Source organism: Rathayibacter sp. AY1B6 (assembly GCF_002932755.1).
Taxonomy (GTDB): domain Bacteria; phylum Actinomycetota; class Actinomycetes; order Actinomycetales; family Microbacteriaceae; genus Rathayibacter.
The window spans coordinates 106,220-120,076 of the sequence record NZ_PSWL01000010.1 but is presented as its reverse complement, the minus strand read 5'-3'; the positions used below and the strand labels follow the sequence as shown (position 1 = coordinate 120,076).

The following is a 13,857-nucleotide window of genomic DNA, read 5'->3' as shown; positions in this document are numbered from 1 at the left end:
CCGTATCTTCGGCAACGTGCACTTCGGGACCGACATCACGCTCGAGGATCTCAAGCGGCACTACCACGCCGTGATCTTCGCGACCGGCCCCGTGCGATCTCCATGCTAAATGAAGAACTCCGCAGTTCCGGAACTAGTCAGTCTCGTATATGGTCCTCCTCATGACGCAGACCTCCTCGCCGCCGGCCGCCCCCGCGGTCCCGGCCCGCTCCGACCGCCGCTGGTGGACCCTCGTGGCCGTCGGCCTCGCCCAGCTGATGGTCGTCCTCGACTCGACCGTGGTGAACATCGCCCTCCCGGCCGCTCAGGCCGACCTCGGCTTCTCCGACGGCGACCGCCAGTGGGTCGTCACCGCCTACTCCCTCGCCTTCGCCAGCCTTCTCCTTCTCGGCGGACGCCTCTCCGACCTGATCGGCCGCAAGCGCACCTTCGTCATCGGCCTGATCGGCTTCGCCATCGCCTCCGCCCTGGGTGGTGCGGCGCCGAACTTCGAGCTGCTCATCGCGGCCCGTGCCCTGCAGGGCGTGTTCGGCGCTCTGCTGGCCCCGACCGCGCTCGCGGTCCTCACGACGACCTTCACCGTGCCGAAGGAGCGGGCGCGCGCCTTCGGCGTCTTCGGCGCGATCGCCGGAGCGGGCGGTGCGGTCGGGCTCCTCCTCGGCGGTGTGCTCACCGAGAGCTTCGACTGGCGGTGGAACCTCTACATCAACGTGGTGATCGCCGTCGTCGCGATCATCGGCGCCGTCGTCTTCGTCCCGCCGATCGAGCGGAGCGGGCCGCGGCCGCGCCTCGACGTGCCCGGCACCCTCCTGGTCTCGGCCGCTCTCTTCGGGCTCGTCTTCGGCTTCGCGAACGCCGAGACCGACGGCTGGGGCTCTCCGCTCACCTGGGGTCCGCTCGCCGCCGCCGTGGTCCTCCTGGCCGGGTTCGTCGCCCGGCAGCGCACCGCCGACCACCCGCTGCTGCCGCTGCAGATCGTGCTCGACCGCGATCGCGGCGCGGCCTACCTCTCGGTGCTCATCGCCGGCGCCGGCATGTTCGGGATCTTCCTCTTCGTCACCTACTACCTGCAGGTCTCGCTCGGCTACTCGCCGGTCCGGACGGGGCTGTCCTTCCTGCCGATGATCGGGATGCTCGTCCTCGCCGCGCAGCTCGGCACCAATCTGCTGCTGCCCCGCCTCGGCCCGAAGATCATGGTCCCGTCCGGAATGGTCCTCGGTGTGGTCGGCATGCTGCTGCTCACCCGCCTCGACCTCGACAGCGCGTACGCCGCCGACGTGCTCCCCGCCCTGATGGTGCTCGGCTTCGCGATGGGCTCGATCATGCCCGGCTCGATGCAGACGGCGACCCGCGGAGTGGACATGCGCTTCGCCGGGGTCGCCTCGGCGATGGTCAACACGAGCCAGCAGGTCGGCGGCTCGATCGGCACAGCGCTGCTGAACACGCTCGCGGCGACCGCGGTGACCGACTACCTCGCCTCGCACGCTCCGGCGACGGCGACCACGGTGGCGGAGGCCGCGGTGCAGAGCTACGCGGTGGCGTACGGCTGGGGCGCGGGATTCTTCGCCCTCGGCGCGGTGCTGTCGGTGCTGCTGTTCCGCCGCAGGTCGGACGCGATCGCGACGACTCCCGGGGCGGAGCCGGTGATCGCGCACTGAGTCCGATCCTCCGGAGCGGACGGGTCCTTCCGAGGTCTCGTCCGCTCCGTCGTCTCCTGGACATGTCGGCGTGTTGCGGTCGCGATCCCGGCAGGCGCGGGCCGTCAGTAGCGTCGGGGGATGCCCGAGACCCTCGACATCGGCCACCTGCGCACGCTCGTGGCGATCGCCGACTGCGGCGGCTTCGGGCGCGCGGCCGTCGCGCTGCACATCAGCCAGCCGACGGTGTCGCAGCACGTCCGCACCCTCGAGCGCCGGCTCGAGCGCACCTTCATCGAGAAGGTGGGGCGCAAGGCCCGCTTCACCCCCGCCGGTGAGCGCCTCCTCGTGCAGGCCCGCCGCATCCTCGCCGTCCACGACGATGCGCTCGAGACCCTCGATGCGGCGAGCGAGAACCCGCTCGCCCTCGGTCTCACCGAGCCCGCCGCCGAGCAGCTGCTGCCCCGGCTGCTCGAGACGCTGCGCCGCGCCTTCGACGACCGTCCGCTCACCTTCTCGCTCGAGCGCTCCACCCGTCTCGCGGAGGCGGTGGCCCGCGGGGTCGTCGACCTCGCGGTCATCCTCGGGGTCGGCGGTGACCTGCCGGGCCGCCAGATCGCGACGCTGCCGCTCGACTGGTACGCGGCGCCGGGCTGGCAGCCCGCCGAGGGCGCCCCGATCCCGCTCGTCGCCTACTCCGAGCCGTGCGGGATGCGCCAGCGCGCCCTGCAGCAGCTCGGAGCGTTCGGGCACGAGGTGCGGGTGGTCGCCGAGTCCGCGGGGCTCGAGGGCGTGATCGCTGCGGCGAGAGCGGGCATCGGAGTCGCGGTGCTGCCGACCTCGCACCAGGGCGCCGTCGCCGACGGACTCGAGGCGCGGCGCGACCTGCCCACTCTGGGCTCGGTGAACCTCCGGCTGGTCTCGCGCCGCGGACTCGCGCCCGATGTCGAGGACACGGCGCTCGCCGCGCTCGTCGAGCTGTTCGGCCCGTCCCCCATCAGGACGCCGCTGCGCGAGGTCCGCTCGTGAGCACGCTCGAACATGACGAATTCTTACCAACGATCGGGTTCGCCGATCGGAACGCATCCGGAATCATCGTTGGACGCCGCGGGCTCGCCGCCCGTAGCGTCGACGACATGACCTCCCCGCGTGCCCTCGTCTCGACTGCGCCCTCCGGCGCGGTCCGAGCGGCGCGCGTCGACGCAGCGGCCGGCCGGATGCGCCCGGGCCGAATGCCGGTGGGCGGGAACCCCTTCGCGTCGGTGCGCGGATGTTCCTGTCCAGCCTCTCGCTGACCGCCCGGTGCTGACGTCTCCGCGTCGCCCGCACTGACGCTCCCGCGTCGCGCTCTCCGACCGACGCGGCGGACTCCGCCGCACGCGACCCGCGCTCCTCGAGCAGCGCCGTCGACCTCCCTCCTCCGGGCTGCTCCGCCGTGCCCGCGAGCTCTTCTCCGCGCCCTCGCGCACCTCCTGTCGAAAGGACACCACCATGGCCGTCGAGTTCATCTCCGCGATCAACGTCAACAGCTCCAACGAGGTCAACGGGCTTACCCAGCCCGGCATCGACGTTGCCTACCTCCGCCGCTACTCGCGGATCCTCGAGGACGGCGGCTTCGACTACACGCTCGTGCCCTACGGTTCGGCCGGGCACGACCCGTTCACCATCGCCGCCGCGGTCACGCAGTGCACCGAGCACCTGAAGCCGATCGTCGCGCTCCGCCCGAACACGATCTACCCGACGGTCGCCGCCAAGGCGCTCGCGACGCTCGACCAGCTCTCGAACGGCCGCGCAGTCGTGCACTTCATCGCCGGAGGCAACGACCACGAGCAGGCCCGCGAGGGCGACCGCCTGACCAAGGTCGAGCGCTACGCCCGCCAGGAGGAGTACATCCGGATCCTCCGGCAGGTCTGGTCGGCCACGGAGCCGTTCGACCACGAGGGCACCTACTACCGCTTCGAGGACTTCGTCTCGCGGGTGCGGCCGGTGCGGGGGAGCATCCCCGTCTCGGTCGGGGGCTCGAGTGACGAGGCCTACCGTCAGGGCGGCGCGCTCGCCGACATCTTCGGGCTCTGGGGCGAGCCGCTCGCCGACACCCAGCAGCAGATCGACCGGATCGCCGACGCCGCACTCGCGGCCGGCCGCCCCGACACCCCGCGCACCTGGGTCACCTTCCGGCCGATCATCGCGCCGACCGAAGAGCTCGCGTGGGAGAAGGCGCACCGGATCCTCGGGATCCTGCAGGGGCGCTCGGCCGCGACCGCCGACCCGAGGAAGGGCCTGTGGGTGCAGACGCCCGATGCGAACGGTCCGGCTAACGTCGGCTCGCAGCGCCTGCTCGACATCGCGCGCCGCAAGGATCTGCACGACCGCGCCCTCTGGACGCCGACCGCGACCGCGACCGGAGCGCAGGGCGCCTCCACCGCTCTCGTCGGCACGCCCGAGACCGTCGCCGCCGCGATCCTCGACTACGTCGACCTCGGCGCCGATCTGATCTCGATCCGCGGCTACGACAACCTGAACGACGCGGTCGACTACGGGCGCCACATCATCCCGCTCGTCCGCGAGGAGCTCGCGCACCGCGAGGTCACCGGCCGCCGCGGCGAGATCGTCGCGCAGCCTCCGCTCGAGAGCACCGAGCTGATCGGAGCGAGCGCGTGACGCTGCTCGACACGCCCGCCCGCGTCACCCCCGACCTCTCGGACCGGGCGCTCGCCCGGCTCACCGCCCGCCTCGCCGAGACCGCCGAGCGCTACGACCGCACCGCCCAGTTCCCGTGGGAGGGGATCCGTGCCGTCCACGACGCGGGACTGCTCACCGTCGCGGTCGGCACTCGCTACGGCGGCACCCCGCCCTCGACTCTCGACCTCGTCCGGATCTTCGGCGCGCTCGGTCAGGGCGACCCGGCGGTCGCGCTGATCTCGGCGATGACCGTGCTGCAGCACGCTGCGCAGGACCGCGGCGCGACCTGGCCCGACGGGCTGTACCGCCGCGTCCTCGCCGACTCCGCCGAGCGCCCGGTGCTGCTGAACGCGGTGCGGGCCGAGCCCGAGTGGGGTGCCCCCGCCCGCGGCGGTCTGCCCGCGACGACGATCCGTCGCGACGGCGACGAGTGGGTGCTGGAGGGACGCAAGGGCTTCGCCACCGGCTCCGAGGGGCTCGCCTACCACCTGGTCTGGGCGGTCGACCTGCAGGGCGCCTCGGGTGAGCCCGAGCTCGCGCACGCGATCGTCCCGGGAGATGCTCCGGGCGTCCGGATCGAGAAGACGTGGGACCACCTCGGCCAGCGCGCCTCGAGCACGCACGACGTGGTCTACGAGCAGGTCCGCCTGCCGTTCGAGCACTTCCGCGGCACCCCGCGCTCGCAGCTCGCTCCGGAGGCGGGAGCGGGCGGAGGCTTCGGCCTCGCGGTCGCGGCGCTCTACGTGGGCGTCGGGCGGGCGGCGCAGAGCTTCTTCGTGCGGTTCGCGAACGAGCGGATCCCGACCTCGCTCGGGCGTCGGATCGCGACGACGGAGCGCATCCGCTCGGTCGCCGGCGAGATCGAGGCGCAGCTCGTGCAGGCCGAGGAGGTGCTGCTCTCGCTCGCCGCCCGCGTCGACGCGGGCGATCCGACGGCCGCCGAGCGCCTCGTCGTCGGCAAGCTGCTCGCCACCCGCTCGGCGATCACGGCGGTCGAGACCGCCGTCGCCGCCCTCGGCAACCCCGGACTCACGCGGCACAACCCGCTCGAACGCCACCTGCGCGACGTCCTCGCCTCGCGCGTGCACCCGCCGCAGGACGACGCCGCCCTCCTGATCGCCGGCACGCGCACCCTCGCCGCCGCCGCCCACTGACTCCTCCCACTGACATCCCCTGCTCTGGAGACACAGCCATGACTCACCGACGATCCCGCTGGGCGGGCGCGACCGCGCTCACCCTCGCCGCCGCCCTCGCCCTGACCGCCTGCTCCGGATCCTCCGAAGCGGGCACCGCCACCGACGACGCGACCCCGGTCTCGGGCGGCCGGCTCTCGCTCGCCTTCTTCCCCGACAACGCCGCGTTCTCGTGCGTCGATCCGTTCCAGACCTACTGGATCGAGCACCGCACGGTGATCCGCAACGTCGCCGACTCCCTGACCGACCAGGACCCTGAGACGGGCGAGATCGAGCCGTGGCTCGCGACCGCCTGGAGCGTCGACGACGCGGGAACCGAGTACACCTTCGATCTGCGCACCGACGTGACGTTCTCGGACGGCACGGCGTTCACCGCCGACAGCGTCAAGACCGCCTTCGACAACGACCAGGCGACCCTCGCGCAGCTGCCCGCTGCCTACGGCGGCGTCTACCTGGCCGGCTACTCGGGCACGGAGGTGGTCGACGCCGACACCGTGAAGGTCACGTTCTCGACCCCCAACGCCGCGTTCCTCCAGGGCACCTCGACCACCAACCTCGCGATCCTCGCCGCCTCCTCGTACGAGAAGACGCCCGAGGAGCGCTGCCTCGGTGCCGTGGTCGGCTCCGGGCCCTTCACCCTCACCGACTACACCCCGGGCACCGGGATCACGCTCGACAAGCGCGCCGGCTACGCCTGGGGCTCCCCGCTCCGCGACAACACGGGGGAGGCGTACCTCGACGGCATCGACGTCAGCTACGTCGCCGAGGACAGCGTTCGCGTCGGCCAGCTCTCGAGCGACGAGATCGACATCGCCTGGGGCCGGAACCCGATCTCCGAGAACGACCAGGCGGTGATCACCGGCAACGGCGACACCGTCGAGAGCCGGTCGCTGCCGGGCCCCGCGAGCAACTACTACCCGAACGTGTCGGAGGGGAAGATCCTCTCGGATCAGACGGTGCGCGAGGCGGTGCAGAAGGCGATCGATCGCGAGACCTACGCATCGACGATCTTCGGCGCCGGCTATCCGGCGGTGACGAGCGTCTACAACACGACCACGCCCTTCTCCAAGGACGAGTCCTCGCCACTGGCCTTCGACGCCGACGGCGCCGGCGAGCTGCTCGACGAGGCGGGCTGGGCACTCGGTGACGACGGCTACCGCCACAAGGACGGGCAGAAGCTCACCCTCTCGGTGCCGATCGTGGCGCAGTTCGGCGCGGGTGACCAGCTGATCCAGGACCAGCTCAAGCAGGTCGGCATCGACCTCGAGCTGAACGTGATCACCAACGCGCAGCGCGCGGACGTGCTCAACAGCGGCGACTACGACCTGATCTCGACCTACTACACCCGGGCCGACCCGGGAGTGATCCAGTGGATCATCGACTCCCGGTACGCAGGATCGAAGGCGCAGGCCGTGAACAACTTCACCCCCGAGCAGGCGAGCGAGGTGCAGGCCCTGCTCGACGAGGGCGTCCAGACCGTCGACACGACGGCCAGGGCGGCGGTCTACGGCCGGCTGCAGGACTACCTGCTCGACAACGCGCTCGTCTTCCCCTTCGCCGAGCGGGTGCAGCTGGCCGGCGTCTCGTCGGCGGTGCACGGCTTCCGCTTCACCTCGGAGGCGTTCGGCGACTTCGCCGGGACCTGGATCCAGCCGTGACGACCCTCGCGACACCCGCGGCACCGGGGAGGCCGGGCCTCCGCTCGGCCCCCTCGGGCCTCGGCCGCTACCTCGTCGGGCGGCTGGGCCAGGCGGTCCTCGTGCTGTGGGCCGCCTACACGGTGACCTTCGCCGTGCTGTGGCTGCTGCCGAGCGACCCGCTCGCGCTGCTGCTCTCGGCCAACAACGTCGAGGTCGACTCTCTGACTGCGCAGCAGCTCGCTGATGCGCAGGCGCGCTACGGCCTCGACCAGCCCGTCTGGCAGCAGTACCTGCACATGCTCGGCAACGCGCTCCGGGGCGACTTCGGCACCTCCATCACGAAGGGGATCCCGGTGACCCAGCTGATCGTCGAGAAGCTGCCGGGAACCCTCCAGCTCAGCGCCCTCGCGATCGGGCTCGCACTCGTCGGCGGCACGGCGCTCGCCTACCTGGCGGCGTACGTGCAGTGGCGACCGCTCAAGGTGCTGCTGAGCCGGCTGCCCTCCGCGGGAGTCGCGTTCCCCGGTTTCTGGATCGGCCTGCTGCTCATCCAGTTCTTCGCCTTCACGCTGCACCTGCTGCCCTCCACGGGCAGTGCGACGCCGGCGAGCCTGATCCTGCCGGCGGTGACGATGGCGATCCCCACCTCGGCGATGCTCGCGCAGGTGCTGACCCGCAGCTTCGCCGACGTCGAGCGGGAGGCGTACATCACCACCGCCCGCGCGGCGGGGCTCTCCCGCGCTGCGGTGCAGTGGCGGCACGCGTTCCGCAACGCCTCGCTGCCGACTCTGACGATCCTCGGCATCCTCGCCGGCAACACCGTCACCGGTGCGATCGTCGCCGAGACGATCTTCGGCCGGCAGGGCATCGGCACGCTCGCTCAGGAGTCGGTGCTCACCCAGGACGTGCCGGTGGTGCAGGCCGTCGTCGTGCTGGCCGCAGCCGTCTTCGTCGGGATCAACCTCCTCGTCGACCTGCTCTACCCCCTCCTCGATCCGCGCATAACCACGACAGCGAAGGCGAGCCGGCCATGACGCTCGAACTCACCAGAACCGAGACCGCCGCGACGGTCGCGCCCGAGCCCCGCGAGCGCGCCCCGCACGGAAGGAGCGCGCGGCGCCTCCGCACCGCACGGCTCCTCCTGCGCCGCCCCGGGTTCGTGATCGCGCTCGCCTTCGCCGTCTTCGTGCTGGTCTCGGCGATCGCCCCGGCCCTGTTCACCGGCTACGACCCGACTGCGACGGCGCCCGTCGACAAGCTGCAGGCGCCGAGCGCCGCGCACCTCTTCGGCACCGACGAGCTCGGCCGCGACCTGTTCGCGCGCGTTCTGCACGGCGGGGCGCTGACCATCCAGGCCACCGTGATCGCGATCGCGATCGCCCTCATCGGCGGCCTCGCGCTCGGCGTCGTCTCGGGCTACGCGGGCGGAGTCGTCGACGCCGTCATCATGCGGATCGTCGACGTGCTCCTCGCGATCCCGGGGCTGCTGCTGGCGCTCGCCATCGTCACCGCGATCGGCTTCGGCACACTGCCGGTGGCGCTGGCCGTCGGGATCGGGATCCTGCCGGGCTTCGCACGCACCACGCGCGCCGAGGTCCTGCGGGTGAAGACGCTGCCCTACGTCGAGGCCGCCCGCACCGGAGGCGCCACTCGGCTGCGCATCCTCGTGCGGCACGTGCTCCCCAACTCGTGGGGCCCGGTCGCCGTGCTGGCGGTGCTCGATCTCGGGACCGCGATCATCGCGGTCGCCGCGTTGAGCTTCCTCGGCTTCGGTGCCGCTCCTCCCGCGGCGGAGTGGGGCACGCTCATCTCGAGCGGTCGCAACTACCTGGTGACCAGCCCCTGGCTCTCGCTGCTGCCCGGCCTGTTCGTCGGACTCCTGGTCTTCTCGCTGAACCACGTGGCGAAGACCGTCGAGGAGGTGCAGCGATGAGCGCCCTCGTAAGGCTGGATCGCCTGTCGGTCGCCTACGGCGAGCAGACCGTCGTGCACGAGGTCTCGCTCGAGATCGCCCCGGGCGAGATCGTCGCCGTGGTCGGCGAGTCGGGGTCGGGCAAGTCGACGACCGCGAACGCCGTGCTCGGGCTGCTGCCCGCGTCCGGGCGGATCCTCGGCGGCTCGATCGAGATCGCCGGCGGCGATGTCACCCGCGCCTCCGAGATGGAGCTGCGACGCCTCCGGGGACGCGTCGTCGGGCTCGTGCCGCAGGACCCGATGGTCGGCCTCGACCCCACCCTGCGGATCGGTGCCCAGGTCGCCGAGGCGGTGCGCCTGCGGGGGGTCGACCGCCGCGCGGTCGACGCCGAGGTGCTCGAGGCGCTCGGGCAGGCGGGGATCGATGATCCGCAGTTGCGCGCCCGGCAGTACCCGCACGAGCTCTCGGGGGGCCTGCGCCAGCGCGCGCTGATCGCGATCGCGCTGGCGGGGAAGCCGCGGCTGATCATCGCCGACGAGCCCACCTCGGCGCTCGACGTGACGGTGCAGAAGCGGATCCTCGACCACCTGCAGTCGCTCGTCCGCGAGCAGGGGATCGCGCTGCTGATCATCACGCACGACCTCGCGGTCGCCGCCGACCGGGCCGACCGCGTCCTCGTGATGCGGGGCGGCCGGGTGATCGAGCAGGGTCCGCCGGCCGAGATCCTCGTGGCGCCGCGGGAGGAGTACACCCGCGCTCTGATCGACGCGGCACCCGGGCTCGGGCACGGCGGGGCGATCGTGCCGCGCTTCGATCAGGTGGAGCCGGCTCCCGAGATCCTGCGGATCGAGAAGGTCGTCAAGGACTTCGCGCTCCCCGGGCGGCGCGCCGACTTCCGTGCGCTCGACGACGTCTCGTTCTCGGTGCGCGCCGGGCAGACGCTCGCGCTGGTGGGGGAGTCGGGCTCGGGCAAGACGACCGCGCTGCGGATCGCCCTCGGCCTCGAGCGCGCGTCGGGCGGCCGCGTGCTCGTCGAGGGGGCCGACCTGACCCACGCCGGCGAGAAGCAGTGGCGGCCGCTGCGTCGGCGCATCCAGCTCGTGCACCAGAACCCGTTCGCGGCGCTCGACCCGCGCTTCACCGTGCTCGAGTCGGTCGTCGAGCCGCTGGTGTCGTTCGGAGTCGGCGATCGCCTCACCCGCCTCGCCCGCGCCCACGAGCTGCTCGACCGGGTCGGGCTGCCCGACTCCTTCCTCTCCCGTCTGCCCGCCGAGCTCTCGGGCGGCCAGCGCCAGCGGGTCGCGATCGCCCGGGCGCTCGCACTCGGGCCGGATCTCGTGCTGCTCGACGAGCCGGTCTCGGCGCTCGACGTGTCGGTGCAGGCGCAGATCCTCGAGCTGCTGGTCGAGCTGCAGCGAGACCTCGGAGTCGCCTACCTCTTCATCTCGCACGACCTCGCGGTCGTCGCCGACGTCTCGCACGACATCGTGGTGCTGAACCGCGGCCGGGTCGAGGAGGCGGGGACCACCTCCCGCGTCTTCCGCTCGCCCGAGTCGGAGTACACCCGGACGCTCCTCGCGGCGATCCCCGGAGTGTCGGCGGTGACCTCGTGAGCCGGCGCTTCCTCGTCATCGGCGGCGGGGCCGTGGGCTCGGTGGTCGCGGCGCAGCTGCATCTCGCGGGGGAGGACGTCGTGCTGATCGCGCGCGGCGAGCACCTCCGCCTGGTCCGCGAGCGCGGGCTGCGCCTCCGACGGCCGGCCGGCGACGAGACGGTGCGGGTGCCGGTGGCGAGCGGACCGCTCGAGGCGGCACCGCGCCGAGGCGACGTGCTCGTGCTGACCGTGAAGGCGCAGGACGCCGAGGCGGCGCTCGCCGAGTGGGCGTGGACGCCGCTGGTCGGCGGGCGAGCGGGCAGCGAGCTGCCGGTGCTCACCTTCCAGAACGGACTTGCCGCCGAGGACGCGGCGCTGCGCCGCTTCGCCGACGTGTTCAGCGTCTCGATCGGCATCGCGGCCAGCTTCCTCACCCCCGGCGAGATCGTGTCGCCGTCGTTCCCGACGGTCGGAGCGCTCTGGATCGGCCGACACCCCGACGCCGACGACCCCCGGGCCGAGGCGCTCGCCGCGACGTTCCGCGATGCGGGCTTCGCGGCGCGGGCCGTGCCCGACATCGGCGCGTGGAAGGCGCGGAAGCTGCTCGCGAACGCCGTCAACGGCCTCGACCTCTTCACCGGCTCCGACGACGAGCGCAGCGCGCTTCGCGACACGCTCGTGGCGGAGGCGCGCCTCGCGCTCACCGCGAACGGCCGCACGATCGCCGCCGACGACGGCACTCGCCTCCGGGTCGACCCCGTCACCGGCCACACCGCCGGTCGTCTCTCGACCTGGCAGAGCTTCGCCCGCGGCGCCGGAAGCGAGGTCGACCACCTCACCGGCGAAGTCGTGCTGCTCGCCCGCCGAGCGGGCGTCGCCGTTCCCGTGAGCGAGCGCCTGCAGCTCCTCCTCGGGCTCCGCGGTCGGGAGGCGGCCGTCGCGCCGCTCCCGCTCGCCGAGCTCTCCGTCCCCTCTCCCGAAGGAGTCCCCGCATGACCCTGACCATCCCCGCCCCCCTCGTCCAGCGCTTCGACGAGCCCGAGGGCATCGGACCCCGAGGCACACTGATCGTCCTCGGCGGCCGAGGCGAGACGCCGGCCGTCTACGAGCGCCTCGGCACCCGGCTCGCTCGCGACGCCTACCGCGTTCGCGCGCTGGGCGACGCGACCGTCGAGGGGATCCGGGAGGCGGCGCTCGAGCTCCTCCACGACCCCGCCGCCGTCTCACCCCTGGTGCTGGTCGGCTCCGACGCGGGCGCGGCGGTCGCCCTCGAGCTCGCCGCGACCCACCCCGAGGCGGTCGACGCGGTGATCGTCGCCGGTCTGCCCGTCCGCGCCGAGGGAGGCGAGGGCGTCGCCGAGCGGACCGCCTGCCCGACCCACGCCGGGGTGCTCGCGCGCGAGGCCGATGCGGTCGCGCGCGACGCGGTGCTTCCTCCGGAGCTGCTCTCGGTCGTGGCGAGCGCCGTGCGCGCCCCGCTGCTCGCGCTGCACGGCGAGGCCGACGCGATCAGCCCCGTGGCGGAGGCGGTGGCCGTCTACCGCACGGCCCCGCGCGCCGAGATCCACCTCCTCGCCGACGGGCGACACGACGCGCTGAACGACGCGACTCACCGCTCGGCCGCGGCGACCGTGGTCCTGTTCCTCGAGCGGGTGAAGGCGTCGGCGGCGACCGCTGCGATCATCACGCGGGTGGAGGCGTGAGCGCCATCGCCTCCGCCCCCGACATCGCGCCCGCCCCCGACATCGTGCCGATCCTCGAGATCGCGCCCGCCGTCGTCCACGCCGACCGCTCGGGCTGGTCGCCCGCGGGCGATCCGGTCGGAGTGGTGCGCGCCCGCGATGTCGCTGAGGTCCGCGCGACGCTCGCGTACGCCTCCGCCCACGGGATCCCCGTGGTGACCCGAGGGGCCGCCTCCGGCCTCGCGGGCGCCGCGAGCGCGGGGGAGGGCGTGATCGTGCTCGACGTCTCCGGGCTCGACCGCATCCTCTCGATCGACCCGGTCGACGGCGTCGCACGGGTCGAGCCCGGGGTGATCACCGCCGACCTCGACCGCGCCGCCGCCCGCCACGGCCTGCTCTACGCGCCCGACCCCGGCAGCGTCGAGATCTCGACCATCGGCGGCAACATCGCCACGAACGCGGGCGGGCTGCGCGGCGCGAAGTACGGAGTGACGCGCGACGCGGTGCTCGCCCTCGACGTGGTCCTGGCCGACGGCTCGCTCGTCCACCTCGGCCGCGACACCGTGAAGGGCGTCGTCGGCCTCGACCTGACCTCCCTCGTGGTCGGGTCGGAGGGGAGCCTCGGCGTGGTCGTCGGCGCGACCCTCCGCCTCCTGCCTCGGCCCCGCGTCACCGCGACCGCCGCGGCGTTCTTCGCCGATGTCGCCGCGGGAGCCGAGGCCGCCGTCGCGCTCGCGCTCGCGGGCCTGCGCCCGAGCGTGCTCGAGCTCGTCGACGACCGCACCCTCGAGGCGATCGACGCGCTGCGCGGCTCCGATCTGGCGGCCCGCGGAGGCGCGTTCCTCCTCGTGCAGACCGACGGCTTCGGCGCGGCCGACGAGATCGAGGCGGTCCGCACCGTCCTCGCGGCGACCGCGGCGAGCGTCGAGACGACCCTCGACGCCGCCGAGGGGCTCGCCCTGGCGGCCGCGCGCCGCGACGCACTGCCCGCTGTCGAGGCGGGCGGCCGGGTCCTCATCGAGGACATCGCCGTGCCCCGGTCGCGTCTCGCCGAGGCGATCCGGCGGATCCACGCGATCGCCGCCGACACCGGCGCCGACGTGTACGTGTTCGCGCACGCCGGCGACGGCAACCTGCACCCGATCATCCGCCTCCGCGACGAGACCGACGCGGCTCGCGCGCAGGCCGACGCCGCGGCCGAGGCGGTGTTCGCCCTCGCCCTCGAGCTCGGCGGCACCGTCAGCGGCGAGCACGGCGTCGGTGGCCTGAAGCGCGAGTGGGCCAGGCGCGAGCTCGGCCCCGATGTCGTCTCCCTGCAGCGCGCGGTGCGGCGGCTGTTCGATCCTCAGGGCATCCTGAATCCCGCAACCGCGCTGTGAGCGCACTCGAAAGGACCGTCATGACCGACACTGCTCTGCCCGATACTGCGCTTTCCGACCCTGCTCTGCCCGATACTGCACTTTCCGACCCTGCACTTTCCGACACTGCGCTCTCAGGCTCCGACCGCTCCGGCT

The 13,857-nt window shown here is 73.0% G+C and carries 11 protein-coding genes; all 11 read left to right on the top strand.

Annotated features, from left to right (window positions below; translation table 11 throughout):
• Positions 1–161 precede the first annotated feature (161 nt).
• The 11 genes from C5D08_RS07510 (at position 162) to C5D08_RS07460 (ending at position 13,722) form a co-directional block, all read left to right on the top strand.
• Positions 162–1,658 carry an MFS transporter gene (locus tag C5D08_RS07510; RefSeq protein WP_258067350.1) on the top strand — a complete coding sequence of 499 codons (1,497 nt, stop codon included), beginning with the start codon at positions 162–164 and terminating at the stop codon, positions 1,656–1,658.
• Between the two features lie 120 nt (positions 1,659–1,778).
• Positions 1,779–2,666, top strand: a complete 888-nt coding sequence (locus C5D08_RS07505) for a LysR family transcriptional regulator (protein WP_104276490.1) — start codon at positions 1,779–1,781, stop codon at positions 2,664–2,666.
• Positions 2,667–3,128: 462 nt separating this feature from the next.
• Complete coding sequence (locus tag C5D08_RS07500) at positions 3,129–4,298, top strand: LLM class flavin-dependent oxidoreductase (protein WP_104276489.1); 1,170 nt, start codon at positions 3,129–3,131, stop codon at positions 4,296–4,298.
• A complete protein-coding gene (locus tag C5D08_RS07495) occupies positions 4,295–5,473 on the top strand; it encodes an acyl-CoA dehydrogenase family protein (protein ID WP_258067349.1) in 1,179 nt (392 codons plus the stop codon). Before C5D08_RS07500 ends, C5D08_RS07495 begins: the two co-directional genes overlap by 4 nt.
• 38 nt (positions 5,474–5,511) lie before the next feature.
• Positions 5,512–7,170 (top strand): ABC transporter substrate-binding protein, encoded by a 1,659-nt coding sequence (locus C5D08_RS07490; RefSeq protein WP_104276488.1) that lies wholly within the window; start codon positions 5,512–5,514, stop codon positions 7,168–7,170.
• Positions 7,167–8,186 (top strand): ABC transporter permease, encoded by a 1,020-nt coding sequence (locus C5D08_RS07485; protein WP_104276487.1) that lies wholly within the window; start codon positions 7,167–7,169, stop codon positions 8,184–8,186. The genes C5D08_RS07490 and C5D08_RS07485 overlap by 4 nt, the downstream gene beginning before the upstream one ends.
• Positions 8,183–9,085 (top strand): ABC transporter permease, encoded by a 903-nt coding sequence (locus C5D08_RS07480; RefSeq protein ID WP_104276486.1) that lies wholly within the window; start codon positions 8,183–8,185, stop codon positions 9,083–9,085. Before C5D08_RS07485 ends, C5D08_RS07480 begins: the two co-directional genes overlap by 4 nt.
• Positions 9,082–10,680 carry an ABC transporter ATP-binding protein gene (locus C5D08_RS07475; RefSeq protein ID WP_104276485.1) on the top strand — a complete coding sequence of 533 codons (1,599 nt, stop codon included), beginning with the start codon at positions 9,082–9,084 and terminating at the stop codon, positions 10,678–10,680. Before C5D08_RS07480 ends, C5D08_RS07475 begins: the two co-directional genes overlap by 4 nt.
• On the top strand, positions 10,677–11,657 hold the full coding sequence (locus C5D08_RS07470; protein ID WP_104276484.1) for a ketopantoate reductase family protein: 981 nt from the start codon (positions 10,677–10,679) through the stop codon (positions 11,655–11,657). Before C5D08_RS07475 ends, C5D08_RS07470 begins: the two co-directional genes overlap by 4 nt.
• On the top strand, positions 11,654–12,364 hold the full coding sequence (locus C5D08_RS07465; RefSeq protein ID WP_104276501.1) for an alpha/beta hydrolase: 711 nt from the start codon (positions 11,654–11,656) through the stop codon (positions 12,362–12,364). Before C5D08_RS07470 ends, C5D08_RS07465 begins: the two co-directional genes overlap by 4 nt.
• Positions 12,361–13,722 carry an FAD-binding oxidoreductase gene (locus C5D08_RS07460; protein WP_258067348.1) on the top strand — a complete coding sequence of 454 codons (1,362 nt, stop codon included), beginning with the start codon at positions 12,361–12,363 and terminating at the stop codon, positions 13,720–13,722. Before C5D08_RS07465 ends, C5D08_RS07460 begins: the two co-directional genes overlap by 4 nt.
• Positions 13,723–13,857 lie beyond the last annotated feature (135 nt).

What these genes read in the sequence shown, in the direction of transcription:
- C5D08_RS07505 (WP_104276490.1), top strand. Translation starts at nt 1,779, where the DNA reads ATGCCCGAGACCCTCGACATCGGCCACCTGCGCACGCTCGTGGCGATC.
- C5D08_RS07475 (WP_104276485.1), top strand. Translation starts at nt 9,082, where the DNA reads ATGAGCGCCCTCGTAAGGCTGGATCGCCTGTCGGTCGCCTACGGCGAG.
- C5D08_RS07465 (WP_104276501.1), top strand. Translation starts at nt 11,654, where the DNA reads ATGACCCTGACCATCCCCGCCCCCCTCGTCCAGCGCTTCGACGAGCCC.
- C5D08_RS07500 (WP_104276489.1), top strand. Translation starts at nt 3,129, where the DNA reads ATGGCCGTCGAGTTCATCTCCGCGATCAACGTCAACAGCTCCAACGAG.
- C5D08_RS07480 (WP_104276486.1), top strand. Translation starts at nt 8,183, where the DNA reads ATGACGCTCGAACTCACCAGAACCGAGACCGCCGCGACGGTCGCGCCC.
- C5D08_RS07510 (WP_258067350.1), top strand. Translation starts at nt 162, where the DNA reads ATGACGCAGACCTCCTCGCCGCCGGCCGCCCCCGCGGTCCCGGCCCGC.
- C5D08_RS07490 (WP_104276488.1), top strand. Translation starts at nt 5,512, where the DNA reads ATGACTCACCGACGATCCCGCTGGGCGGGCGCGACCGCGCTCACCCTC.